The organism is Clostridium sp. CM037, assembly GCF_055081095.1.
Window position 1 is genome coordinate 3,139,998 of record NZ_CM143650.1, and the last position, 26,979, is coordinate 3,166,976.

A 26,979-nucleotide genomic window follows, 5' to 3' on the forward strand; every position below is an offset into this window, starting at 1 on the left:
CAGTGAGGTCAGGAAACAAAAGTAGCTCAAAAGATGTTATCATAGCAGAATCGGGCAAAATTGTATACTGGGGATATGATGGTGATAGAATTGAGAATTTTAAAATGGATGGTACTACCTACGTTGCTATAGTAGTATATTCAGGCTCATCGGATACATGGGAGCTTGGGAAACCAGTTGCTAATATCAGGTATAAGTCAGCCGATGAAACATTAGACAAAATTATGAGTTCACTATCTGCTCGTGATGATACTTCAACATTATATCCAGTTATTAATGAAAAGGGATTTAAGTTATATACTATAGAAAGTACTATCGCTATAGGAAGTACTATTACTATTTACTGCCCTGATAATCAGAAGGATTTGGTTTTAGCGTACTATAAAGAGCTTTCTTATGTAAATTAAGGGAATCCATTTTTGGTTTCCCTTAAAAATTGTCATATTATCAACATTGTTATTAAACATGGCCTAAATTAAAAGTTCCGGTTTTTATTTTAGAAAGTGAACTAAGGTATATTATAACCATTTTGTTGAGTATTTTAGGTCGATATATATACCCCCTTGCGGCAGTTTCTATATACAGTCCGTGTACTCAAAATACCTGAAATTAGTGTATACATCGATGATTTTCTTAAAAAGAAGGACAATCACTGCTTAGTGGCAGATGTTGAAGGTATTAAAATGGTGCTGTATGGGTTAGGATTTTAGCAGGTGAAATAAAAGGCTATGAGAACATAGATGATAAAATGCCAGAGTTTTCTATTTCGCTGATAAAAGAATATCAAAATCAAGGGATAGGAACATCTTTGATGAAAAAGATGATAGAATACTTGAAGGAAAAAGGATACAGCCAAACATCATTGAGTGTATCCAAAGGCAATTATGCAGTGAGAATGTATAAGGCTGTAGGATTTAAAATTATAGCTAAAAAAAAAGATGACTATTTAATGCTACTAAAATTAATTTAGGTACAGATGGTTCTCGATATTTTTATATTGTTTTAGGGGACCAGCCAATCTTTCCTATAAAATACACATTAAGACACATATCCCCGAAACAAATTTTATAAACGTATATATCCATTATTCTATAGTTCGCTACACCAACCTTAGTTTTTGAACTGGAAGAAATTCACCCTTTTAGTTTGCCGAAATCTTCCCCTTTGTGATTGCCGGTTACAACTAAAAGTTATACTTATTTTGTGCAGTAAATCGCAATTGCCTGTGAGAGGAATTCTGCTGTTCCCTCACCATTCTGGTCAATGTTTTTCTTAAAACGTTCATCTCCAGCATACATAAGACCAAGGCACTGCAAAATTTCATTTGTACAGTTGTACCATCTTGCTGTGATAAAACTCTGCCACTCTTTAACAAGTGCTTGAACCTCTTCGCTGCCTTGAGTTTTATTATTCATATTGGTAGCGAAGGCTTTTAAAATATCTCTGAATTCCTCGTTTATTTCCTGCCACTGATTTTCACTATAATTGTTACATTTTTTCTCACTTTCGCTATAGGCATCAGATTTCCCCCAACGTTCTTTAACCTCTTTTGCATATTTATTTTTGGCACTTTCAATTTCTGTCATATCAAATTCTTTAAAACTCATGTTATTTTCTCCTTTTATTGTATTGTCTACAAGAGTTATCAGATTATCAATTCGTTCACGCTTTTTAATAAGTAACTCTTTGTGATTTTTTAGTGCTTCTGTTTTATTGAATGTAGGATTTGTAATAATATCCTTAATTTCACTAAGCAAAAATTCCAACTCTTTGAAAAATAATATCTGTTGCAATTCAGCAATGTCATTTTCATCATATAAGCGATAACATGCTTCAGTAATTTGGCTCGGTTTAAGCAATCCTATTTCATCATAATAATGCAATGTTCTTACTGTAACTCCAGTTAATTTTGCAATTTCATTAATCTTCAATTTTAAAAATCCTCTGTTTCCTTTAAAATATAAACAGTTGGTGTAATTGTAGCTTCAAATATTGTTTTACCAGTCTTTTTAAGATAATGCTTGATTAGATAATAGCCACAAGCATATCCTGCGCAATAAGGCATACCAACTGGCTTTACACCACGCATGGCCATAATTTCATCGCCATAGAGAAATGCTGAAAGTTTATTGAAGTCATTATTGTTCAAATTCTCCTTAATTGCAGGTTTAATAACAGTTGCAAGCGTTTCTGCTGTTGTGTTTTTAACCCACATACCGATTTTATCCTCTCCGAACATAAAGGCGGCGAAGTTTTCTGCTAAACCTTCGCTAACAATCATATCTCCCAATGTAATTCCATTACTCCAATGCATAAACTGCCATCTTACATTATGATTGGTTTCGTGGGCAAGCGCGACAGGTAGCATTTTAATCGATTGCTCATTGGGGATAATTGTTCCGATGATATAACCAGGAATTCCCCCATCGCCACAATAATCACCAGTCATTTTTGACATTGGGTTTAGTGGATCATTCAGTAAAACAGTAAAGATATAATCTTTTGTAGGAAGTGAAATACCATTATCCTCAAACTCATTAAGCGTTTTTGTAATACTCTCCTCACAATCACTCCAAAATCTTTCATCACTGATTTTTTCAACATCATTAATTCGTTCACTGTTAATTTGGCTTGGTGAAAATCCACCACCCATACTGCTTGCCATAACAACATCGTAACCACCTGACTGATCCGATTTAATTGGAATACCAATACATGACCACTTAAATTCAAATGGTTTCATCAGTTCATATCGATAGATGTCATCTCGCTGCTCAAGCTTTGAGGAAATCATTTTTTTATAGATTTCATCTGATCTAATTGCTGTAACTTTCATTTTCTTTACCTCTTTTCTTTTTGATATAGTTATACAATAAACTATTACGTTACGTTAGAGTCAATAACAAAATTAAATCTAGTGATGCTTTTAAAACTATTAAAGAAGTTATTGAATATATAGCTTTAAAAATATAACCAGATACTTATGTGAATTATCAGGATGTCTAGCTCTTGGCTTGTTAGTACCTTTTTTTTAGAATATCCTTGACATAGGCGCCAATTTAGAAGAGTCTACATTTATAATATTAGCGAAATTTGCAAAATAGTTATCATTAATTAAAACACAATATTACAAAAAAATTTCATATTTTATGATATGATTTTATTATAAAAGTTAGATAAAGGCTCTATAACGTGCTCTTTTAAATTCATTCCACAAATAAATGATACTAACATTTCCTATAGGAATATAAAAAAGAGGAGCGAGGTGGTTTAGATATTAATAACTTATAAAATTAAGAATGGAACTCAAGCTAATATTAAAATTTTAGTTAAAATGGCACGAGCTAAAACTAGTTGGAGAAAAAGACTTGAAGCCGCTCCTGAACTAAAAAGATTGAATTATGAGCAATCAACAGGTATATTAACAAGATCAGTACTACGTGATCTACTGTTTAATAACAGTTAGATTAACTGTAAATTAACTGTAAACGTTTTATGAATTAAACAATTATTTAATTGAAACGACAGGGATTTTCGTTCCATTACTACACATATCCCAAAGATTGATTTATAGAACAAATGTTAATAACATTATTGCAAATAATAGATTAACAACAATTAATATTTTTGTTAATCTATTATTTAAAAATGCAAAAAAAATACCACCTGCCAGTTGGGAGGCCACTGAAAAAAGCACTCTCTTTTCAGTAAGTTTTTTAGGCTTGAACAGAAAAAACATGAAATACCCATATTTTTGGATGTTTCATGCTTTTTCTTTTTATATTTTTATATTTAAGTTAAAAAAGCCTTATTTCATGCCTTTCAACTTGATTATTCTCTTTAGATTCACAGTGAAGATTGATAACGCACCTTGCATTTGCATGCTAATTAAACCTGACGATGTTGCTACATCATAGCCATGCTGGTGCTTAAGTTCACTGTTTTTAGCCTCTATCATATAACGTTCTCTAGCACGTTTTTTAAAATACTCACTTTTTTCGAACTCTATTTGATCTTTGTGAGTATTTGACTTTATTGAAACCGAATAAGTTTTAGATTTAGCACCTTCTTTATAGCACCCATCTTTATGAACACAATTTTTACACTTTTCTACATTAAAATAGTAAGTTAGCACTTGATTTTTACCAACATTCTTCTTTCCCTGTTTTGCTTTTTTAATAGCCATATGGCCTGCCGGACATACAAATAAACCAGCATCTTTATTAAACTCAAATTCATCTTCTTTTTTTCGCATTCCTTGTGAAATTACAGGATTTAGTCTTGAAATTAATACAATTTTATTTTCTTTTGTATATTTTAAGTTTTTCATTTCAGAATAAGCTGTATCTCCAATTACTTCATTAACATCTATACCAGCCTCACGGCTTTTTTCTATTAAGGCTATGAGCTCCTTTCCATCACTTTTTTCGCCAGTTGTAATAACAGCTGCTGTAATTAAACGTTCTTCACTCATAGCAAGGTGTGATTTATATCCAAAAAAAGAACTATCTTCAGTTTTATGCCCCACTTTTGCATCCTCATCTTTTGATAGTTTTAGATTTTCTAAGTCATCATTAATAGCTTCCATTAAGTAGTTTAATTTAGTTTTCACAGCTGGATTTGCTGCAGTTTCTGGCTTCTCGTTTATGCTATCAATTAATAATTTGCAGTACTCAAGAATATCTTCAAGTACTCCAGTTGTAACTTTATTAGGTAACTCTTCTTTAATACCAGGATGTACTCCATACAATGTTTTTCTTAAGTTTTTTGCACGTTTCAATAATTCTTCGCTTGCTGACTTTTGGTTATAACGTGACTTGGTATGCGTAGCATCAACTATTATTGCTTTACTTTTTAAAACTCCCTCTTTTATAGCAAGTTCTACAGTCTTGTTTATTAATAAATCCAATAAATTCATGTCTTTAAGGCGAAGCTTTCTAAATTTAGTTAATGTACTTGAGTTTATTAAATTTGTTTCTTCTGGGGCTAAATTTAGAAAATATTTAAAGGACATATCATAAAGAGTTCTTTCAACAACATCTTCATCAGACAATTCATATATTACTTTCAAAAGTAAATATTTAAATAGCATTATGGGGTTAATAGCACCTCTACCCATAGATGAACTATAGTTAACCACCAATTCATCATAAACAAATGAAAAGTCAACAAGGTCATTAATTTGCTTTAAAATGTTATCTTCCGGAATAATTAACGAATATAAGCTATGGTATGTATTTATTTTTATTTCCAATTGTCCTTTTAGCATAATAGTATAGCCCCTTTTATTTTAGTCTACTATACTAATTCGACATATCTTTTAAAATTCCTTTTTGTTTTTAGTCTTTTACATAAAAAAAATCGCCATCTTTAATTCGATGACGATTTTTTTTATAGTTTTTCAGTGGCCTCGCCAGTTGGTGATATCTTTTTATGCAGTGATATATTATAATTATTTTTTTAGATAATCATATACAACTTTAGGAGTAGGAAGTGTTAAGTTCGTAAGAATATGAGAACAGGATACTATTTCTTTTACAGGTAGGTCATTAAATGGTGCCATAGCATGATCGAATAATTGTAATCTTGCAGGACCAGTCCATGCCTCATGTATAGTAACCTTCGTAATTTGTGAAGATATGAGCTCGCAAATTCTTTGAGTTCCATCATAATTAGGTATAATTTTTAGCATAAAATTAGGACGGCAAATTTCATTGCGTGCCTCATTTATATCTAAAGATTGGTGTTTATATCCCATCGTAGCAGTTAATACTCTTAATTTTCCGTAATCTAATGTACCAACTAATGTATCTGAATCAACAAATAGTTTTGGATAACCAAGTTTTTTAGGGTAGGCACTAAGTTCTCTACCAACGGCAATAGCTGGATAATTATCTAAATACATCATATGCAAATAGTCACCTTTTATACCATTAAAACTTACAGGAATAACCTGGCCACATTCTGTATAAGCACCTAATCCACTTACATCCGGCATATACATCATTTCAACTCTAACTAAAGGTTCATCTAAATCTAAAGATAAAGGTTCCGGTACAACTTTTAGTAAGGCATCAGCACTTGTACGGTATACTATATTAAGATATTCACGGTTATGAAATCTATAGGGTCCTCTAGGAAATGATGGAGCAGTAAGTGGTGTTGTAATGTGGTTAGTTATTTCACTTTCTAACATAAAATAATCACTCTCTTTTCTTATTTATTACTATCAACATATTTTTTTACAAGTACTATATTTTGAAGTGTAAATTTTTATACATCCATAATCTTTATATCATTTGGAATAATTAAATTTGCTTCTGTCACGAAATTAATTTCATCAATGGTTGTATCTCCCTGCCATGGTTTGTAAATGCACCGGCTCCATTAAAAAGTTAGTTTGCAAGCACACATCTCCTTTGTTTTGTAAAATTTCTTGCAGAGGTTATTCCTTCACCAGTAGGTCCCGCAATAGTGAAAGTTGTAAATCCTTCTGCACCAAAGCCTACTCCAGCAAAGGATTTAGCATTCTTTACAAAAATAGTTGTATCTATTTCTTTTTCAAATCTATTTAAATTATCAATATTTTTTGAATATATATATGCACTATGTCGTTTGTTTTGTTCCGCTATTTTTGCACACTCTATAGCTTCATCAACATCTTTAACTCTTACAATTGGAAGTATTGGCATCATAAGCTCTGTCATTACAAAAGGATGATTTGTATCTACCTCGCATATTATACATTTAACGTTAGTAGGGGCTTCTACATCTATTTGATCTAAAAATAATTTTGCATCTTTTCCTACCCATTTTTTATTTATATCATATTCTAGTTTTTTGTTGCAATTATAACTTTTCTCATCTTTCTTTATTAGTATTAAATCTAATAACCTTGATACTTGCTCTTTGTTTAGAAGTACAGAATTGTTTTGAATCATATTATTTATTAAATCATTTGCTACATTTTCAAAAACAAACACTTCTTTTTCTGCAATACAAGGTAAATTGTTATCAAAAGAACAACCTTCTATGATGCTTTTTGCGGCTTTCTCTATATCTGCAGTATCATCTACTATAACAGGAGGATTTCCGGAACCTGCACCTATAGCTTTTTTACCTGAATTTAAAAGTGTTTTTATTAATCCTGGTCCTCCAGTCCCACATAAAAGTTTTATATATGGGTGTTTCATAATTACACCTAAGGATTCCATAGTTGGGTTTTCTACAGTAGTTACTAAATTTTCTGGACCACCAGAAGAGATGATGGCTCTATTTATCATATCTACAGCAAATGCAACACATTTTTTTGCCCCTGGATGTCCATTAAACACGACAGAATTTCCGGCAGCTATCATACCTATACTATTGCAAATAACAGTTTCCGTTGGATTTGTGGAGGGTGTTATCGCACCTATGACCCCATATGGAGACATCTCTACTACGGTAAGCCCGTGGTCTCCAGACCAAGCTGTAGTAGTTAGATCTTCTGTACCCGGAGTATATTTAGCTGCCAATTCATGTTTTAATATTTTATCTTCATATCGTCCCATTTTTGTTTCTTCTAAAATCATTCTTGAGAGTATCTCTTTATTTTCCAATGTAGCCTTTCTTATACTTCTTATAAGTCGTTCTCTATCTTCTTTATTATAAGAAATAGTCAACGCCTTTTGTGCATATATTGCTTTGGCAATAGCAATTTTAACGTCTTCGAACACTCCTAAATATAAACCCTCATTGTTAGCTTGTTTAAATTTGGTACCTTCAACATTTGTTATTACATTTAAATCTTTTGTTTGTGGTGATACTAATACATCTTTCATCATAGTTTTCCTCCTCGAATAATTAATTTTAATTTAGTTTTTAATGAATTCCCAGTATTTCAACTAACTACAAAATGATAAAGATAACTGGAAATTATAATAATAGTATAGAATTATTTCTAACCATCGATATTCAATAAAAAATTGGCGTAGGGCTATTCATTTTATAACAAACATGTTTTAGTGAATAAGATATTTTATTTCTGTACAAATAGGATATTACCACTAATTAATACAAAAATAGTATATAAATGTAATAAACGCAATAACAAGTATTTTAAACGATACCAAACTACACTGAGGTGAGATATTTTTATCATATGATCTGTAAAGAATGATTCTTCCTAAAAATTCATAGTTTTTAGGCAACTAGATTTTTAATGATTTAAACAAATGTGGTTTGATATGTTTTATGGTACCCATTACAATAAAATCATGGTAAATAATTCGTGGGAGTTGTAAAGGATGAAAAATATATTTGCTTATATAAGAGTTAGCACCAAGGAACAAAACACAGACAGGCAACATGAAGCCCTAGAACAATATGCTGTATCTAATAACATTGAATATAAAGTTACATTCGAGGATAGAGCAAGTGGTAAGGACTTTGAAAGAAAACAGTATAAAGTATTAACAAGGAAAGGAAAAAAATACATGGTAGAGTTATAGAGATACTAAAGAATGCTAAGGAGAAGGGAATTAAGTTGGGTAGACCTAATTTAAAATTGTCAACTCAATAGAACTAAAATAAAGTGATAAATCAATCACATTTGTATTGATATATCTTTCAATATGTGATTTAATTGTAACATAAAGTGATAAATTAATCACATATAGGAGGGAACTTATGAAAGACTTAAAACAAAAACATTTTTTAATTGCAGGTCTATCCATCATTATGGGAGTTTTGTCAGTAATACCAATGGAAAGACCTATTAGTATTATAGTATTAGCAGAAATCGTTTTTTATACGGTGTTTGTGTTTGTGGGGGAATATGAAAAAGCAGATGAACTGGTAGAATCAAATATTAATAAAGCAAATAAGATAATAATAATTTTAATGTTAGTAGCTTTCGTAGTATTTCATTTCTTGACATTGAAAGAGGTCATAATTCCAGCTAATGTTTTTGGATGTGTTGCATTTGCTGCTATAGCTGCAAAAAGTATATTATTTTTATGGTTCGACCGCACAATAAGTGATAGTGAAGGGGAGTAATTAAATAATGTTAGTAACTAAATTAAAGGAATATCGGGCAAAAACCAATATGAAACAGGATGAATTAGCTGCTAAAGTTGGAGTAAGAAGAGAAACTATAATCCGGTTAGAAAAAGGGCAATATAACCCCTCTTTAAAACTTGCTATAGGTTTGGCTAAAGTCTTTGAAGTAAGAGTTGAAGAATTGTTTGAATTTATAGATGAATTATGAGTAATACCTGTAACATTATATATAGGATTACTTGCGACGAAATATATAAAAAATCTATGACCTAACTAATTATGGTATGATGTCTATATTTAAAATGCTTTATCAAATAAAAGTTGGCAACTAGGATTATTTAAAAGAAGTTATAGAAACACTAGATATAAATGTAGATATAGTAAGAGCAACAGAAGAATGATCGATGGAGGAGATAAAATGAAGGAAGAGTTTATAATCTTAAAAGGATGTAGAGAAAATAATTTAAAAAATGTTTCATTAAATATACCTAAAAGAAAAATCACTATATTTACTGGGGTATCTGGTTCAGGAAAGACCTCTATTGTTTTTGATACAATAGGAAAGGAAGCAAAACGTCAGTTAAATGAGACATTTAGTGCCTTTATTAGAAACTTTTTACCAAAGTATGGCGAAGTGAAAGCTGAATATATAGGAAATTTATCTACACCGATAATTATTGATCAAAAAAGAATTGGTGCGAGTTCAAGGTCAACCCTTGGAACGATTACAGATATCAACCCATTCATTAGAATGCTCTTTTCTAGAATAGCAATTCCTCATATAGCTCAACGAAATAAGTTTTCTTTTAATGATATAAGTGGTATGTGCCCGGAGTGTGAGGGCCTTGGCATGAAACTAACTGTAGATATGGATCAAATTGTAGATAAAAATAAATCAATTAATGAAGGTGCTATATTGCTCTCAGGGTTTGGTATTGGTTCTTGGCCATGGAAAATATTCGCTGAATCTGGATTTTTCGATAATGATAAGAAGCTATGTGATTATACAGATGAGGAACTAGAGAAATTTTTATATGGCCCCCCTGAAAAGATAAAAGTAAATGTTATTGGAACAATGAATATAACTTATGAAGGGTTAATTCTAAAGTTTAATAGATCATATTTAAATAGTGATAAAGAAATGTCTGAGGCTTCAAAGAAAAAGCTTAGTAAATTAACGATGTCAGCAGAATGCCCTCTGTGCCACGGTAAAAGACTAAATCAAGAAGCATTAAGTTCTTTAATTAATGGTTATAACATTTCAGATTTTATGTCAATGCAAATTGATGAGCTTATTAATGTTATAGACGAAATTAATTTTAAAGAAGTCTCCACGGTAATTGAGAGTATAAAAGAAAAACTCAATAATATTATTGATATAGGCCTGGGGTATTTAACCCTTGATAGGGAGACTTCAACACTATCAGGTGGTGAATCTCAGCGCATAAAGATGGTTAAGCATTTAAATAGTAATCTTATAGATTTATTGTATATATTTGATGAGCCAAGTATTGGGCTTCATCCAAGGGATGTTCATAAATTAAATGATCTATTACAAAAGCTCAGAGATAAAGGAAATACAGTTATTGTAGTTGAACATGATCCAGATGTCATAAAAATCGCTGATTATGTTGTTGATGTTGGTCCATATGCAGGTACCAAAGGCGGTAATATAGTATTTGAAGGAAGCTATGATGAATTACTCACATCTGGCACACTTACAGGAAATGCCTTAAAGAGTAGTCTTTCAATTAAAAAAGTTACAAGAAAGCCTAATGGATATCTAGAAGTTAATAATTGCAATACAAATAATCTAAAAAACATATCAGTTAAGGTCCCCAAGGGGGTATTAACGGTTATAACAGGTGTTGCAGGCTCGGGGAAAAGTACACTTATGAAACAGGAATTTCCAAATCAAAATAAAGATGTTATATTAATTGACCAGAGTGCGGTTTCCGCAAATTCTAGATCAAGCCTAGCCACTTATGGTGGAATAATGGATAACATAAGAAAGGTCTTTGCAAAAGATAATAACGTCAATGCATCACTATTTAGTTATAATTCAAAAGGTGCCTGTGAAAATTGTAATGGCACTGGAATAATTGAAACAAACCTTGCTTTTATGGAGAATACTAAAAACACTTGTGAAGAATGTGCTGGTAAAAGGTTCAAAAAAGAAGTTTTAGAATATACTATCCAAGATCAAACAATAATTGATGTTCTAGATATGACTGTTTCGGAAGCTTTAGTATTTTTTAATAATAAACAAATTAAGACAAAGTTACAGTCAATAGAAGAAATGGGAATTGGATATTTAACTTTAGGTCAAACACTTGATACATTATCCGGTGGAGAATGCCAAAGGTTGAAACTTGCTAACGAATTACATAAAAATGGTTCAATATATGTTATGGATGAACCATCAACTGGACTTCACATGTCTGATATAGAAAAATTCATAGGCATAGTTGAAAATATTGTTGATAATGGAAATACTGTTATTATAATAGAACACAATATGGATATTATTAGGAGCGCAGATTGGATAATAGATCTTGGACCAGAGGGTGGTATAAGAGGCGGAAATGTAATTTTTGAGGGGACACCTTTAGAGTTAACTAAATGTAAAGAATCTCTTACTGCTAAATATATATAGTTTAGAGATAAAGTGCATTTTACTAAATATTGTTATTATAACATACAGTACAAATTCTAGTGTTACATTCAGAACATCAATATAATCTAAATATATTAAACCCCCTATCATTAGATATGGGGTTACTTGTGATGAAATATAAATATAGTTGCGACGCAACTATATTTATATTCTTTTATTAGTCTCCTTTTTCAACAATAACTATTGTATAAATATTACTCCATCATTTGCCCCTATAAAATCACTTATAGCATTTGCAATTTTATCTATTTGCCCATAATCTAAAGTGTCCGGAGTATCTGTGGGTTTATGGACTAAATTCTCAACATTTTCTTGTGCTATAAAAACACTGGGAATCCCCATAGATTGAAAATTGACATGGTCACTTAAACCATGCACCACAGTATCTGCAAATCCAATGTTATCCTTTTTAAAAGCAGTTTTTACTGCGCCATATAACTTATTGGAAAGCTCGTTCTTATTCTTTAGAGCAAGTTTTCCTCCTTTTTTAGCTCCTACACAATCTATATTAATGTTATAGAAATTATAATTAGTAGATGTAACAGCATTGACAAAAGCTTGACTCCCCTTTAATCCAACTTCTTCTCCATTAAAGGCACAAAAAATTATATCCGTATCAAATGGTTTTGCTTTAGATTTCTCTTTTAGTTTATGTGCTACTTCTATTAAGGCTGATACCCCCGAAGCATTATCTAATGCTCCCCTAATAATTGTTCCATCCACATATCCTAAATGATCAAAATGAGCTGATATCACTACTGCATTTTCGCTTTTTTTACCTTTTATAACTCCTACAACATTATTAACCATTTTAAGTTTAATATTATTTTCTCCGCCTCTATAACTGCTGTTAACTCCCAGATAATATTTTTGATAATAACTATCATCAAAAAAAGGGTCTAATCCTATGTCTTTAAAAGTTTTCACAATATATTCGCCAGTTTTTTCATTTCCTTTTGAGCCAGTTAATCTCCCCCGAAACTCATCTGAGCATAAAGTAGCAACTGTTTCTTTAATAGTTGGAATCTTTACAGGAGTTTGAACCTGCGATACTTGTACTGATTGTCCATGGTTTCCAGTAGTTGTCTTAGAATTTTGGCTAACTTCTGGAGAAGAACAAGATGAAAAAGTTAGAACCATGGCCAATATAACACTTAATTTTAGTATAGGCTTCATATAAATTCCTCCTAACAGTTTTATATTTATAATTCTTTCCAATATTATTATGGCTATTCAATCATTTCTGTAAATAGTCCTCAAACGAAATTTTATAATCTGGGTAATCTCCCTTTCTATCATCATCTTTACAATATAAAATCCTTGTTTTCTCAAGATTCAGCTGCAATCCTGAAAATGACCCCCTTAGAATGGCCAATAAAAAAAGATAACTCCTGTTCACAATACAGAAATCATCCTCTTAATCTAGCGCAAACTTTACTTGAATTGACCTTAACAAAGTACCGATTATTATTTCATAATCTTTTGATTATCATCCTTGTGTGGTGAATTTTTATTTTCTATAGTATTAATCATGTCTTTAATTGCGTTTACTACGTACTGAGGTTGGTCTATATATATATAGTGTCCAGAATTTGGAACTGGTATTCTTTTAGAATAATTAGAGCAGCTAAGCCAATCTTCTTGTTCTGCGTTTACAACTGCTTGATATATGGGTCCCATACCTTCATAATCTGCTGATAGGTAAGTTAATGGTACATTTCTAAGTACATCTCCTGCTTGGTACACCTGCTGCTCACTTTGTAATACTTCATCTATTGTGCCATCCGCTTTAGTAAACTGACCTAAGAGAGATTCTTTCAGTTCTGGCATATTTGAATTAATGAAATTTATCGCATCCCCCATAACATTCTTTCCTGAACCATCTACCATAATTATGCCTGCAACCTCTTTTCGATACAATTTTGTAAATTCAACAGCATCTAAACTAGCTATTGAATGAGCTACTAAAAGATAAGGTGCTTTAACACCTTTTGCTCTTAAAAGGGCATGTAAGTTACGAGCTTTATCAATGGCTGTTTTGCCATTACCTTTTTCAAATATTGAGCTATCATATGATACTGAGCAAAAATTATTATTCATCAATAGTTGCCTATCTTTATCATTTAATGGTTCTCTATTTGCAGTATCATCACTTTTTCCAAGCCCCGCTCTATCATATGTTACTGTTCTTGCATATTTAGATATTTCCTGTTGAATTTCTCCCCAACCTTTTTGGGGATCACTTTCAGTATTTATACCATCATTATAACCTGAATCAAACACTACAGAAACCTTGCCCTCTCCCGCTATTTTAGTATATAGCCCGAAATCGCCTATGCTTACCTTACCTTCAAATTGATTATTATCTTCCTTAGCATATGCATTTATTGAGAATGACCCCAACATTAGTGTAGCCGCTACTACAGTAGATATAAGCTTTTTTGATACATTTCCTCTCATTTTAACTCCCCCTTATATTTTTAAAAATAAGATAGTTAAATATACCTTACACATAAGAATATACCATATTTTATACTTTAATTTCATAAAATTGTATGTTTTTCAAATTTTGGGGAAGCAAAAAAAGAGTTGTTAAAAAACGAGGCCACTGAAAAACTATATGAAAAATCGTCATCGAATTAAAGATGGCGATTTTTTTTATGTAAAAGACTAAAAACAAAAAGGAATTTTAAAAGATATGTCGAATTAGTATAGTAGACTAAAATAAAAGGGGCTATACTATTATGCTAAAAGGACAATTGGAAATAAAAATAAATACATACCATAGCTTATATTCGTTAATTATTCCGGAAGATAACATTTTAAAGCAAATTAATGACCTTGTTGACTTTTCATTTGTTTATGATGAATTGGTGGTTAACTATAGTTCATCTATGGGTAGAGGTGCTATTAACCCCATAATGCTATTTAAATATTTACTTTTGAAAGTAATATATGAATTGTCTGATGAAGATGTTGTTGAAAGAACTCTTTATGATATGTCCTTTAAATATTTTCTAAATTTAGCCCCAGAAGAAACAAATTTAATAAACTCAAGTACATTAACTAAATTTAGAAAGCTTCGCCTTAAAGACATGAATTTATTGGATTTATTAATAAACAAGACTGTAGAACTTGCTATAAAAGAGGGAGTTTTAAAAAGTAAAGCAATAATAGTTGATGCTACGCATACCAAGTCACGTTATAACCAAAAGTCAGCAAGCGAAGAATTATTGAAACGTGCAAAAAACTTAAGAAAAACATTGTATGGAGTACATCCTGGTATTAAAGAAGAGTTACCTAATAAAGTTACAACTGGAGTACTTGAAGATATTCTTGAGTACTGCAAATTATTAATTGATAGCATAAACGAGAAGCCAGAAACTGCAGCAAATCCAGCTGTGAAAACTAAATTAAACTACTTAATGGAAGCTATTAATGATGACTTAGAAAATCTAAAACTATCAAAAGATGAGGATGCAAAAGTGGGGCATAAAACTGAAGATAGTTCTTTTTTTGGATATAAATCACACCTTGCTATGAGTGAAGAACGTTTAATTACAGCAGCTGTTATTACAACTGGCGAAAAAAGTGATGGAAAGGAGCTCATAGCCTTAATAGAAAAAAGCCGTGAGGCTGGTATAGATGTTAATGAAGTAATTGGAGATACAGCTTATTCTGAAATGAAAAACTTAAAATATACAAAAGAAAATAAAATTGTATTAATTTCAAGACTAAATCCTGTAATTTCACAAGGAATGCGAAAAAAAGAAGATGAATTTGAGTTTAATAAAGATGCTGGTTTATTTGTATGTCCGGCAGGCCATATGGCTATTAAAAAAGCAAAACAGGGAAAGAAGAATGTTGGTAAAAATCAAGTGCTAACTTACTATTTTAATGTAGAAAAGTGTAAAAATTGTGTTCATAAAGATGGGTGCTATAAAGAAGGTGCTAAATCTAAAACTTATTCGGTTTCAATAAAGTCAAATACTCACAAAGATCAAATAGAGTTCGAAAAAAGTGAGTATTTTAAAAAACGTGCTAGAGAACGTTATATGATAGAGGCTAAAAACAGTGAACTTAAGCACCAGCATGGCTATGATGTAGCAACATCGTCAGGTTTAATTAGCATGCAAATGCAAGGTGCGTTATCAATCTTCACTGTGAATCTAAAGAGAATAATCAAGTTGAAAGGCATGAAATAAGGCTTTTTTAACTTAAATATAAAAATATAAAAAGAAAAAGCATGAAACATCCAAAAATATGGGTATTTCATATTTTTTCTGTTCAAGCCTAAAAAACTTACTGAAAAGAGAGTGCTTTTTTCAGTGGCCTCTAAAAAACAACCCTGTTTTTAACCCCTACGACTTAAAGGCAGAGAATGACTTATTATTCTCTGCGTTAATTCTGGTTTCTTCTTATTTCTTTACCCAAACATGGGTGATTTCCCCAAATACAAATTTGCGATAATGGTTTGCTTCTTTGTAAGCTTCGTTTATATAGTCTTTAGTTTCTTGTGTGTAAAAGTCACTGGGATTGGGGGTAGTAAGTTGCGTTAATTTACATTCAATAATTAGTCTGGCTTCTTTGAAAGACATATCTCCGGAAGGAGTTTTAACACTTGTCAATTCAACTTCTTTCATTTTCTCACTATCTCTTCCTGATTTACTTCCCAAAAAGAGCATTTGTTCCTTATATTCATTCGAGAAGTAAGACAGCGTATATGTTTGCTCTTTTTGAATTATTTCAAGTGTATAACGGTCTGCTCGAAGAATACACCAAGTGTTGGTTTTTTTGAAAAGAGTTCCGAAGCCACCCCCACTGCCTATCATGGAATTATAATGATCTTCCTTGCCCGCAGTAATAACCGTAAAATCTTTTCCTACCAACGTAAGTACATTGTCGCATATCTCTTCCGTAGACATTTGTTTAAATAATTGATCAAAATTCATCTCTTTGACATTTACATGATTTATTTTTTCCTTCATTTTTTCTCCTTTTATGTCTGGTCTATTTATAGTATTATTATATATACTATATAACGGTTTGTTCTGTAGATTGTGTATTGATTTACTTAAATTTACACACTTAAAATTCTCACCTCTCGAAAAAGAATAGTTATGTTTCCTTGGCAACATAACTATTCTATCACTTTATTGTTTCCTTGTCAATAATAAAGTGGGGCTGTATCATACGCTGATGTTTCAGCGTTTTGATACAGCCCCCTTTAGGCTACTTTTTTATACAACCCCATTATTCAGAATCATTTCGATTTGTTATATCTACACCTTGCTTCTTTATTTCTGCATCCAAATGCGTACTATACTTTTCCACGAAGCTAAGCATGATATCAAATTGTTCCTCGGTTACCTGCTCAAATACGGCTTTATCCCGCTCTTGAAACTCTTTGTGCAGTTCCTCATGGACTTTGTTAATTACTTTCCCTTGCTCAGTAAGCCTAAAATAGATTTCTTTCTTATTATCCGGTTTCTGGTAGCTTTCGATAATGCCTTTTTTTATGAGCTTCTTAGTCATTTTACTTATGGCACCCCTAGTCATATAAAAGGACTCCGCAAGTTTTGTCACGTTTGAATCTACATTTCTTCCAATGTATTCGATGCAATGTACTTCAGAAGACTTATAGCCCTTAAGACTGTCTTTCATCTTAAACTTATTAAGCGAAACTATCTTGTTTAATAAGTCCCTGAAACCCATTATGACCTGTTCTTCTTTGTTCATGGCCTAACCTCCCACCCGTTAGTGTATTAACAATATTATATTATACTTTTGTTTCTATTTCAACAATGTTAAAGTAATTATTCTAAGAATTGAGCTACATCTGAAAAAATAGAGACAAAGTCGTATAACCATTCATCATTCGTGTTATTTCTATGATATTAGCAGATTATATAGAAAAAAGACATTACTGCCTTTTTAAGTTGATGACCAATATATGAAAATACGCCGATAAAAAAGGTATCCATATTTCTAATAAACAGCATAATTTAGTTATTCTTCATTGGCTAATTAAGAAACTTAGAAATAGTATATTATTTAATTAAATGCATTATTTCAAAGAAGTATTTTGCATTATGAGTCCTATAAAGTTGTTGCCACGAATCTAATACTTCTGGTAAAAATACATCAAGCTTTCTTAATACATGTACAGTGAAATCAAGTGGGGCAATTCCTGAACTTTAATCTAATCCAAAAGTATCAGATATATTGCCTACTTTACTATTGTCATTATAAATCTTACTCATAGTATTATTACCACATCCAACAAATAAGATAATTATCATAATTGTCATAGTCACATATTATATAAAGTAGAGCTTTTTATTAGAATTAAGGAGGAAAATATTATGGGGATTAATCAAAGACCAAACAGTAGGTATTATTGGCATTCTATTGATGAGAATGATATTGTAAGTTGTAAAAATTGTACAAATTATAAAAAAAAATATTGTGAAACTTGTTGTAAACCAAAACCATGCCACCACAATGTCCACCTGGTCCACAAGGGCAAGGTGAAAGGTGATGGAGCTCAAGGACCTGCTGGTCCACAAGGACCTAAAGGAAATACTGGGACTCAAGGACCTTCCGGGCCACAAGGACCGAAAGGCGATACTGGAGCTCAAGGACCTTCCGGGCCACAAGGGCCGAAAGGCGATACTGGAGCTCAAGGACCTTCCGGTCCACAAGGACCGAAAGGCGATACTGGAGCTCAAGGACCTTCCGGGCCACAAGGGCCGAAAGGCGATACTGGAGCTCAAGGACCTTCCGGTCCACAAGGACCGAAAGGCGATACTGGAGCTCAAGGACCTTCCGGGCCACAAGGGCCGAAAGGCGATACTGGAGCTCAAGGACCTTCCGGTCCACAAGGACCGAAAGGCGATACTGGAGCTCAAGGACCTTCCGGGCCACAAGGGCCGAAAGGCGATACTGGAGCTCAAGGACCTTCCGGTCCACAAGGACCGAAAGGCGATACTGGAGCTCAAGGACCTTCCGGGCCACAAGGGCCGAAAGGCGATACTGGAGCTCAAGGACCTTCCGGTCCACAAGGACCGAAAGGCGATACTGGAGCTCAAGGACCTTCCGGGCCACAAGGGCCGAAAGGCGATACTGGAGCTCAAGGACCTTCCGGTCCACAAGGACCGAAAGGCGATACTGGAGCTCAAGGACCTTCCGGGCCACAAGGGCCGAAAGGCGATACTGGAGCTCAAGGACCTTCCGGTCCACAAGGACCGAAAGGCGATACTGGAGCTCAAGGACCTTCCGGGCCACAAGGGCCGAAAGGCGATACTGGAGCTCAAGGACCTTCCGGTCCACAAGGACCGAAAGGCGATACTGGAGCTCAAGGACCTTCCGGGCCACAAGGGCCGAAAGGCGATACTGGAGCTCAAGGACCTTCCGGTCCACAAGGACCGATTCTCAAGGACCTTCCGGGCCACAAGGGCCGAAAGGCGATACTGGAGCTCAAGGACCTTCCGGTCCACAAGGACCGAAAGGCGATACTGGAGCTCAAGGACCTTCCGGGCCAAGTAGTTGTGAATGCTGTTTACCAAGTTTAAGAGTAGTTTTAGGTTATCTATTTAGCGTTAGTGCAACTAAAATAAGGGTTGAAACAGTAGCACCACAACCACCTGTAACTAATGACAGCATAGATAGATTTTATCCTGATGCAAATGATGCATCCACAGCGGTATTAGTTCAATTTAAAGATGGAACAATTGTATCTCTTTGTGAAATTGAGTTAATACAAGCTTCCGCTTTAGTAGATAGTTCTTCCGATAAAGTACCAGATGCATTGAAAGTTGCTTTGGATAAAACTATTAAAGATATGTCAGATGCTTGTAAGCAATGTTGCTCTGAACAGCTAAGATTATTGTTTGAAGATAATATTAGTAAAAGTGTTGCTAATATAGATTCAAATAGAGACAATATAATATCAGGCAACAACACTGTTTTAGCAACTGGTGCAAGTTTAGCATTAATTGACATTCCTGGAACCGGTGGAGCTGCAGTTAATTTATGTTTTGTGTCTTCAGTAAAATTCTAGTATAAAATATTTTGTATTTACTTAGTAATAGATCATTAATACCTTTAAAATATCTATTTTGGTAGATTCAAATAGGATGCAATGGACATAATTGTAAAAATGGTCACATGCTGGAACTAATATTCAGCATGTGCCTAAACACTTCTCAAATTTATTAGATCAAAAGATCTTATATCGTTCATGTAAACATAAGTACGAAGGAATGTTGATTTTTCTTCCAATAATTTTCTTCCATATTTCCGAAAACCATCTAATAAGTTCAAAAGAATCTTCTTCATAGTAATTGATCCCCAATTTCTCATAATACTCGATCTCATCATAGGAAAATATATGTTCCACTTCTTGAAACAAATCATATCCTCCAGAAAAATAAATATCTCCATCAATTCTTTTGTCATGGAAAAACTCATTAGCATCTCTTGTCATAGAAAACATACGGACAGAAAATCCAGACAAGCTTTATTAAACATTCAATCTGTATCTAATTTAGTTATTATTATATAAAAAAGCTATGAATTTAGAAATTTTCTACATTAATAGCTTACTATTTTACTTATTGCTCTGTATTGCGATTTAATAATTCTTCTATAACTTTTTTATCTGTTGCATTTACTATTTCTTCTTTAATCTCATCGTCCATTAAGCTTATAGCAAGTCTTTGAAGAATCTTTAAATGTTCATTCTTTCCATCTTCTGGTATTGCTATTTGCCAAAGGTTGAAACTTGCTAACGAATTACAAAAAATGGTTCAATATATATTATGGATATTATTAGGATCTCAGATTGGATAATAGATCTATGATTTCTATGATATTAGCAGATTATATAGAAAAAAGGCATTGCTGCCTTTTTAAGTTGATGAACAATATATGAAAATACCCCAATAAAAAAGGTATCCATATTTCTATAAACAGCATAATTTAGTTATTCTTCATTGGCTAATTAAGAAACTTAGAAATAGTATATTATTTAATTAAATGCATTATTTCAAAGAAGTATTTTGCATTATGAGTCCTATAAAGTTGTTGCCACGAATCTAATACAATACATCAAGCTTTCTTAATACATGTACAGTGAAATCAAGCGGGGCAATTCCTGAAGTGGTGTGTCCTTTTATTGTCTCTTTAATAATAACATTTTTACAAATGGGGAAATTTATTTTTATAGAGTTTTCTTAGCTTGATGGCTATGTTGCCATACCCCTATTAAGATGACATATAAGAATAATCTTTATTATTAATGACTAGAAATCACACTAATTAAGAACCTATTTTTTTAAATGTACCTTTGTCTATATGTAATTCAATATCAATATCTGCTTTTTCATAACCTACTACCTTTATACGATTATTACCCCTCTTAATTGGTACAGTTAATTATGTTGCTCCCTTTATAGTAGCCTTGTCTGTATTTTCTACAAGATTAACAACTGTATTGTCAGGCGATATTAAAACAATTTTTGCCTTTTCACTATTTACTGATAATGTATATGGAACTTGCAAATCAAAATCTGTACTACTCTCATATGCCCAAATAGTTCCACTTCCACTTAATTTCAACTTTCCTTTATATATTCCCGATTCTATCGTTTCCTTACTTTGATCTAATCCAAAAGTATCAGGTACATTGGCTATTTTACTATTGTCATTATAAATCTTACGCATAGTATTATTATCACATCCAACAAATAAGCTAATTATCATAATTGTCATAGTTAGCAATACTATTCTTTTTTTAGAAGCCATTTTCATTCTCCCTTCACTTAATTTAAATAGTCTTCATCATTTTCAACGATTACGATATAAATAATTACTCAATTATACTATTTTTACTATTAATTGTATATAAGAAAACAAAATAGGTTTTATTAATATTGAGATAAAAAAGCATTACCTGTAATTCCTACTATTTATTTTTCTATAGTTATCCCTGTATTTTTTGTTTTATAATTCTTAAAAGTTTTCTCTAATTCTTCAAGAGATATACCAAGTGTTTCTGGTACACATTTATATACAAATATCATACCCATAGCGCCTAACACTACAAATACCATAAATGAACCAGATAAACCTAACCCTTTTAATATTGTAGGGAAAAGAAGGCCAATAAAAAAGTTAGTGGTCCATAGGAAAAATACTGCAATACCCATTCCTAATCCTCTTATTCTTATCGGAAAAATTTCGGCTAGTAATAACCAGACTATTGGTCCAAGACACCCTTGGAAGAAAGCTAAGAAAATCACAGTAAATATAAGTACAACGTATGGAAGCATACTTGAACCCGCTAACGTATTTGTAAGAATAGACATTGCAAGCATAGTTAAGGTAGTTCCAGAAAGTCCTATTAATAATAAGGGTCTTCGACCAAATCTATTTGCAAAAAATTTCATATAGATAACTGCCGAAATAACAGACATTAATCCATTTGCTATATTAGCTATTAATGCCATTCGAGTTCCAAAACCGGCTTTTTCCAAAATTGTTGTTCCATAATACATCATTATATTAATTCCTGGGATTTGTTGTGTAACGGCTATTCCGATTCCAATTAATACAATGTGGCGAATCCATGGAGTATTTAAATCTTTAAAAGTAGCACACTCTAAATTTTTTTCAGATTGAATAATTTGTTCTATTTCCTTAATTTCCTCCTCTGCATCTTCTTCATTACGAATTTTTCTTAAAATCTCCAACGCTTGGTAAAATTTTCCTTTAGTAGCTAACCATCTTGGGGTTTCAGGAACTGTTAATATTCCAACCCATAAGATAAGTGCTGGGATAGTAGCAATGACTATCATATAGCGCCAAATACCAGGAGTGTCAAAAACATTTCCTAAAATAGCATTCAATATATAAGCTAATAGTTGTCCAATAACAATCATAACTTCATTTTGGGTAACGATACTTCCCCTTAAGTGTGTAGGAGATATTTCAGCTAAAAATGTTGGTACAATAACTGATGCTCCTCCCACAGCTAGTCCTAATATAAATCTACAAAAGATTAAAATTGATGCACTAGATGAAATTGAGCAACCTAAAGTTGCAAAGACGAAAACTATAGCAAGAAATTTAATTATTGTTTTTCTACCGTATCTATCAGATAAACGTCCTCCTACTTCATAATTAGTAGCTTGCTAAATTCAGAAAGCATTGGTTTCCCTAACTTTTAACCGGTAAACTTTTATATTTCCCTTCATTATAGTATAATAAAAATACACCACATAAATTTAATATACTTACATGGAGATTATAGTCCGCATGTCTCTTTAATATATTTTCTTGCCTTTACTGCATATTCAAATGGATTTGCCTTTGCAGGGTCTTGCTCTGCTTCCACTAGAAACCAACCCTCATAATTATTTTTTGCTAAAATTTTGAATATTGGCTTAAAATCAATGCTTCCATCACCTGGTACTGTAAACGCTCCTAATCGAACTCCTTTTAAGAAACTAAGCTTTTCATCTTTAACCTTTTTTGCTATCTCTGATCTAACGTCTTTTAAATGAACGTGCTTAATTCTGTTTATATATTTTTTAAGTATTGCTATATGATCTTCACCTGAATATACTAAATGACCTGAATCAAACAACAAGTAAACTAAATTTTCATCAGTAGTGCTCATAAGCTTGTCGATTTCTTCTGTTGTTTGTACTCCTGTTCCCATATGGTGATGGTAAACCATTTTCATACCCTTATCTTGGGCCAACTTTCCTAACTTGTTTAATCCATTTCCAAGTAACTTCCATTCTTCCTCATTAAAATGGTACTTTTCATCAAACACTGGAGTATCTACTTCACCTTGTACGCTATGTCCCTGCTCAGCTACAACGATTATATTAGCTCCCAAAACATGTAGAAAATCTCTATGCTTAATGAATTCCGCCTTTGTTTCTTCATATGGTTTCGTAGTTAAGAATAAACTAAACCAACCGCTTGCAATTTCCAACCCTCTAAGCTCTAAAGCCTTTTTTAAGACTTTAACATCCTTTGGATACTTATTTCCTACCTCTGTTCCTTGGAAACCGGCTAATGCGACTTCACTCAAGCACTGATCAAAAGTATTTTCTTTTCCTAAATCTGGCATATCATCATTTGTCCATGCAATTGGAGCAATACCTAATTTGACCTTTTTACTATTTAACATAATTACCACCCCTCATAATTAAAATTTAATTTCAGATAATTTAACTGGTCTGTTCTCATGTAATGATTTTGTAGCAGCTTCACCAATTAATACAGCTTGTAACCCATCTTCGGCATCTACAGGTGTATCTGTATTATTTACGATTGCGTCAATAAATTCTGTTACTTCCTGCGCATAGGCCTGCATATATCTTTCTAGGAAGAAGAATAATGGTTTTTCTCCTGTAACACCATTTTCATTTGATATTACTGCCGATGAAGTGCTATCATTTGCTATTGAAACTTGACCTAATGATCCAAACACTTCAGCCCTTTGATCATATCCATAAGCTGACTGCCTTGAGTTATCAATTACTGCTAAAGTTCCGTTTTGCATCTTTAATGTTATAATAGCTGTATCAATGTCCCCAGCTTCGCCTATAGCGTTGTCTATCAATACATTACCGACTGCATAAACTTCTTCAACTTCACTATCTAAAAGATATCTAGCCATATCAAAATCATGAATTGTCATATCTAAGAACATGCCACCAGAAATCTTCACATAATCTATTGAAGGTGGCTCAGGATCTCTTGAAGTTATTTTCAAAATATGAGGTTCTCCAATTTTTCCACTAGCAACCGCATTCTTAACTGATTTAAAGTTATGGTCAAATCTTCTATTAAACCCTACTTGATACTTAACCTTAGATTTACCTAATTCATTAATGACTTCTTTTATTCTAGTTAAATCATGATCAATTGGTTTTTCACAGAAAACATGCTTTCCTGCTCTTATTGCTTCTATTGAGATTGGTGAGTGTGTATCTGTTGAGGAGCAAATTAATACTGCATCAATTTCTGGATCTTCTAATATTTTTTTATAGTCAGTATATACCTCAAGTATTCCCTTACTCTTTGCCCATTCTCTTGTAGCATCGTTTAAGTATGCATCAGCAATTGATTTAATTTCAGCATTTTTAACATATTTTGATATACTTTCTCCATGTACCTTCCCAATTCTTCCTACACCAATAATTCCAACCTTTAACATATTGCCCCGTACCCCCTCTTAATCAGCATATGATATTTGTTTATACTTGTAAATTTATCACAATTTTAATATTATCTGATATTTTTAATCCATCAATAAACTCTTTTTCAACGTCGTCCAATAGTATTATCTCAGTAATTACTTTTGAAATATTTTCACTGTTCTTCTCTATTATTTGTATTGCTTTTTCAAACCCTCCTGTACCGCCAATACTTCCATAAACACTTAATGATTTTTTAATAACTGTTCCAAAATCTAAATCAATATAGTTCTGATGACCAATGCAAATGACAGTTCCACATCTTTCAGCTAGAATAAGTGCTTTCTTAAACGCTTCTCCACTTCCAGTAGCCTCAATGATAAGATCATAACAATTATTTAAATCCCCTATACTATCCTTAAAATCCATGTTAACTGTATTTACATTAGAATAATTAAATGAAGAAATCAACTCTAGTTTCTTGCTTTCTATATCTGCCACTGTAATATTAGGGATACCTAGCTCTCGTAATACAAATAATGACATCACGCCTATCCCGCCGGCACCTAGTACCAAAGCATTATTAATTTTTTTTAATTTTGATTTTTCAATTCTGTTGGTTATTGCTTGTACAGCAACAGCCATAGGTTCTGCTAGAACAAACGCCTTATGTTTGTTAATTTTGGGACAATGATAAATATACTTCTCATTTTCAATAATATATTGTGCACATGCTCCGTCAATTGTTATACCTCTTTTTTCTACATTGTCACATTGATTTTTATTCTCTTTACAGAGAGTACATTCATCACAATAGATAGAACAATCTCCAGTTACTAAATCTCCAATATTCCAATTTCCTTTTACATTTTCCCCAATAGAACTTATTTTTCCTACCCATTCATGTCCCAAAATGATGGGATAACTATGTGGACCTAAGTATTTTCCTTCATATAGTTTTATATCGGAACCACAAAGGGCTACATAATTAACCTTTATGAGTATTTCACCATCCTTGATTGGGTTTAATTTTATTTCTTTAACTTCTATCTTTTGGGGACCACTTAACATTACAGCTTTGTTTTTAAAAAGCTCCGTTTTTTCTAAAACCATATTTATTACCCTCTTCCTTTATTTGTTTATTTGTTTTGAGACCATCTATATATCCTTTTATATCTAATAATCCATTCCCACTATACTAAAAACTATTGATTACGTTAGTTAGGTACTCTTTACTTTCCTTTAATGCCTTATCACACATTTCTGAATGGTTATATAACTCTACACTAACATAATCTTCATAGTTATATTTCTTTAGGATTTCAAACACCTTTTGAAAGTTTATATCTCCTTCTCCAGGTATTTCATGATAGTGTACCTTATTCTTAATATCTTCTATATGAATATGGCGTGTATATTGCAAAGAATTTTCTAAAGCTCCATAAAAATCATTTTCACAGCAATAAACATGTCCAATATCTAAATTCAGCCTAAATCTTGGATTATTTATCTTTTTAATTAATTCTACCGCGACAGCTGATGTACCAACAAAAAAATTAGGTTCTGGTTCTATTGCTAGTATTATTTTGTCATCTTCTTTTAATAAGGTATCAATTCCCTCACAAAGATACTCCATAGCTTTTTCTTTATCCATACCTTCTTTTAATTTTCCACTTGCAAAATTTAAAACAGGCACTTCTAAATATTTAGCTATAGCTATTGATTTTTTTAACAAATCAATTCTTTTTCTTCTACCCTCCTTTTCAGTATTTATTAATGATGGTTCAAATGGTTCATAACTTAATAACTTATCCGCTCCAGTAGCAATACATACGATATCTATATCTATATCTTTGCATGTTTTTTTCACTTGCAATAATCGCTCTCTACTCACCTTTAATGGGTTAATATGGTTGTCGTGAAAGGACATTTCTAAGCCATCGTAGCCAAATTTCTTTACCTTGTTGATGGCTTCAATCAAATCCAGCTTTCTTAATCCATTAGTGTTATAACTTATTTTAGGCATGCACAATCACCTCTTTC

Annotated in this window: 25 protein-coding genes and 1 pseudogene; 9 read left to right on the plus strand and 17 right to left on the minus strand. The window is 32.3% G+C overall.

All coding sequences use genetic code 11. The annotated features are described in order from the left end of the window. The first annotated feature begins 2 nt into the window (after positions 1 to 2). Together ACWJKP_RS15145 and ACWJKP_RS15150 are read left to right on the plus strand one after the other, a co-directional pair. Positions 3 to 407, plus strand: a complete 405-nt coding sequence (locus tag ACWJKP_RS15145; protein ID WP_224578818.1) for a hypothetical protein — start codon at positions 3 to 5, stop codon at positions 405 to 407. Between the two features lie 341 nt (positions 408 to 748). Then, positions 749 to 970, plus strand: a complete 222-nt coding sequence (locus ACWJKP_RS15150; protein ID WP_263492339.1) for a GNAT family N-acetyltransferase — start codon at positions 749 to 751, stop codon at positions 968 to 970. Between the two features lie 226 nt (positions 971 to 1,196). Here ACWJKP_RS15150 and ACWJKP_RS15155 read toward each other — a convergent pair whose 3' ends face one another. From ACWJKP_RS15155 to ACWJKP_RS15175, 5 genes are all read right to left on the minus strand, one after another. Continuing rightward, positions 1,197 to 1,931 (minus strand): MerR family transcriptional regulator, encoded by a 735-nt coding sequence (locus ACWJKP_RS15155; RefSeq protein ID WP_462961295.1) that lies wholly within the window; start codon positions 1,929 to 1,931, stop codon positions 1,197 to 1,199. Positions 1,932 to 1,933: 2 nt separating this feature from the next. Further along, positions 1,934 to 2,836, minus strand: a complete 903-nt coding sequence (locus ACWJKP_RS15160) for a DUF2268 domain-containing putative Zn-dependent protease (protein ID WP_165414821.1) — start codon at positions 2,834 to 2,836, stop codon at positions 1,934 to 1,936. A 972-nt stretch (positions 2,837 to 3,808) separates the two neighbouring features. Then, the gene (locus tag ACWJKP_RS15165; RefSeq protein WP_224578778.1) at positions 3,809 to 5,269 is read right to left on the minus strand and encodes an IS1182 family transposase; all 1,461 of its coding nucleotides are present in this window, start codon (positions 5,267 to 5,269) and stop codon (positions 3,809 to 3,811) included. Between the two features lie 183 nt (positions 5,270 to 5,452). Next, complete coding sequence (adc, locus tag ACWJKP_RS15170) at positions 5,453 to 6,196, minus strand: acetoacetate decarboxylase (RefSeq protein ID WP_462961296.1); 744 nt, start codon at positions 6,194 to 6,196, stop codon at positions 5,453 to 5,455. A 199-nt stretch (positions 6,197 to 6,395) separates the two neighbouring features. Continuing rightward, positions 6,396 to 7,826, minus strand: a complete 1,431-nt coding sequence (locus ACWJKP_RS15175) for an aldehyde dehydrogenase family protein (RefSeq protein WP_462961297.1) — start codon at positions 7,824 to 7,826, stop codon at positions 6,396 to 6,398. 462 nt (positions 7,827 to 8,288) lie between these two features. On the opposite strand from ACWJKP_RS15175, the gene ACWJKP_RS15180 reads away from it, so the two are divergent. From ACWJKP_RS15180 to ACWJKP_RS15195, 4 genes are all read left to right on the plus strand, one after another. Beyond that, complete coding sequence (locus ACWJKP_RS15180; RefSeq protein ID WP_165414764.1) at positions 8,289 to 8,492, plus strand: recombinase family protein; 204 nt, start codon at positions 8,289 to 8,291, stop codon at positions 8,490 to 8,492. Between the two features lie 178 nt (positions 8,493 to 8,670). Further along, complete coding sequence (locus tag ACWJKP_RS15185; RefSeq protein ID WP_165414765.1) at positions 8,671 to 9,039, plus strand: hypothetical protein; 369 nt, start codon at positions 8,671 to 8,673, stop codon at positions 9,037 to 9,039. 7 nt (positions 9,040 to 9,046) lie between these two features. After that, positions 9,047 to 9,250 (plus strand): helix-turn-helix transcriptional regulator, encoded by a 204-nt coding sequence (locus tag ACWJKP_RS15190; protein WP_253198308.1) that lies wholly within the window; start codon positions 9,047 to 9,049, stop codon positions 9,248 to 9,250. Positions 9,251 to 9,460: 210 nt separating this feature from the next. After that, entirely contained in the window at positions 9,461 to 11,698 is a 2,238-nt protein-coding gene (locus ACWJKP_RS15195) for an ATP-binding cassette domain-containing protein (protein WP_165414766.1), read from the plus strand. Positions 11,699 to 11,899: 201 nt separating this feature from the next. Here ACWJKP_RS15195 and ACWJKP_RS15200 read toward each other — a convergent pair whose 3' ends face one another. Next, positions 11,900 to 12,895 carry a M28 family peptidase gene (locus ACWJKP_RS15200; protein WP_224578816.1) on the minus strand — a complete coding sequence of 332 codons (996 nt, stop codon included), beginning with the start codon at positions 12,893 to 12,895 and terminating at the stop codon, positions 11,900 to 11,902. A gap of 291 nt (positions 12,896 to 13,186) precedes the next feature. Further along, a complete protein-coding gene (locus tag ACWJKP_RS15205) occupies positions 13,187 to 14,179 on the minus strand; it encodes an alpha/beta fold hydrolase (protein WP_462961298.1) in 993 nt (330 codons plus the stop codon). 284 nt (positions 14,180 to 14,463) lie between these two features. Here ACWJKP_RS15205 and ACWJKP_RS15210 point away from each other — a divergent pair, with 284 nt between their 5' ends. Then, positions 14,464 to 15,924 (plus strand): IS1182 family transposase, encoded by a 1,461-nt coding sequence (locus ACWJKP_RS15210; RefSeq protein ID WP_224578778.1) that lies wholly within the window; start codon positions 14,464 to 14,466, stop codon positions 15,922 to 15,924. A gap of 213 nt (positions 15,925 to 16,137) precedes the next feature. Here ACWJKP_RS15210 and ACWJKP_RS15215 read toward each other — a convergent pair whose 3' ends face one another. Both ACWJKP_RS15215 and ACWJKP_RS15220 read right to left on the minus strand, forming a co-directional pair. Further along, positions 16,138 to 16,707: a flavin reductase gene (locus tag ACWJKP_RS15215; RefSeq protein ID WP_202881902.1), complete on the minus strand. Its 570-nt coding sequence runs from the start codon at positions 16,705 to 16,707 to the stop codon at positions 16,138 to 16,140. Positions 16,708 to 16,972: 265 nt separating this feature from the next. After that, positions 16,973 to 17,458: a MarR family transcriptional regulator gene (locus tag ACWJKP_RS15220; protein ID WP_165415024.1), complete on the minus strand. Its 486-nt coding sequence runs from the start codon at positions 17,456 to 17,458 to the stop codon at positions 16,973 to 16,975. Positions 17,459 to 18,259: 801 nt separating this feature from the next. Here ACWJKP_RS15220 and ACWJKP_RS15225 point away from each other — a divergent pair. Together ACWJKP_RS15225 and ACWJKP_RS15230 are read left to right on the plus strand one after the other, a co-directional pair. Continuing rightward, positions 18,260 to 19,267 (plus strand): hypothetical protein, encoded by a 1,008-nt coding sequence (locus ACWJKP_RS15225; RefSeq protein ID WP_462961299.1) that lies wholly within the window; start codon positions 18,260 to 18,262, stop codon positions 19,265 to 19,267. Positions 19,268 to 19,541: 274 nt separating this feature from the next. Next, on the plus strand, positions 19,542 to 19,781 hold the full coding sequence (locus ACWJKP_RS15230) for a hypothetical protein (RefSeq protein WP_462961300.1): 240 nt from the start codon (positions 19,542 to 19,544) through the stop codon (positions 19,779 to 19,781). Positions 19,782 to 19,940: 159 nt separating this feature from the next. Here the strand turns inward: ACWJKP_RS15230 and ACWJKP_RS15235 are convergent, their stop codons facing one another. The 8 genes and pseudogenes from ACWJKP_RS15235 to ACWJKP_RS15270 form a co-directional block, all read right to left on the minus strand. Further along, positions 19,941 to 20,216, minus strand: coding sequence for a hypothetical protein (locus ACWJKP_RS15235; RefSeq protein WP_165414386.1), 276 nt, complete (start codon positions 20,214 to 20,216; stop codon positions 19,941 to 19,943). 118 nt (positions 20,217 to 20,334) lie between these two features. Beyond that, positions 20,335 to 20,526 (minus strand): PTS sugar transporter subunit IIA, encoded by a 192-nt coding sequence (locus ACWJKP_RS15240; RefSeq protein ID WP_165414397.1) that lies wholly within the window; start codon positions 20,524 to 20,526, stop codon positions 20,335 to 20,337. Positions 20,527 to 21,157: 631 nt separating this feature from the next. After that, positions 21,158 to 21,526, minus strand: coding sequence for a 50S ribosomal protein L7ae (locus ACWJKP_RS15245; RefSeq protein ID WP_224578815.1), 369 nt, complete (start codon positions 21,524 to 21,526; stop codon positions 21,158 to 21,160). A gap of 164 nt (positions 21,527 to 21,690) precedes the next feature. After that, positions 21,691 to 22,884, minus strand: a pseudogene (locus ACWJKP_RS15250) (sugar porter family MFS transporter); the annotation flags it as partial. Positions 22,885 to 23,027: 143 nt separating this feature from the next. Then, positions 23,028 to 23,924: a myo-inosose-2 dehydratase gene (gene iolE / locus ACWJKP_RS15255; RefSeq protein WP_165414387.1), complete on the minus strand. Its 897-nt coding sequence runs from the start codon at positions 23,922 to 23,924 to the stop codon at positions 23,028 to 23,030. Positions 23,925 to 23,942: 18 nt separating this feature from the next. After that, entirely contained in the window at positions 23,943 to 24,956 is a 1,014-nt protein-coding gene (gene iolG, locus ACWJKP_RS15260; RefSeq protein WP_224578813.1) for an inositol 2-dehydrogenase, read from the minus strand. Between the two features lie 40 nt (positions 24,957 to 24,996). Continuing rightward, entirely contained in the window at positions 24,997 to 26,049 is a 1,053-nt protein-coding gene (locus ACWJKP_RS15265; protein WP_165414389.1) for a zinc-dependent alcohol dehydrogenase, read from the minus strand. Between the two features lie 85 nt (positions 26,050 to 26,134). Continuing rightward, positions 26,135 to 26,962, minus strand: coding sequence for a sugar phosphate isomerase/epimerase family protein (locus ACWJKP_RS15270; protein ID WP_165414390.1), 828 nt, complete (start codon positions 26,960 to 26,962; stop codon positions 26,135 to 26,137). Positions 26,963 to 26,979 lie beyond the last annotated feature (17 nt).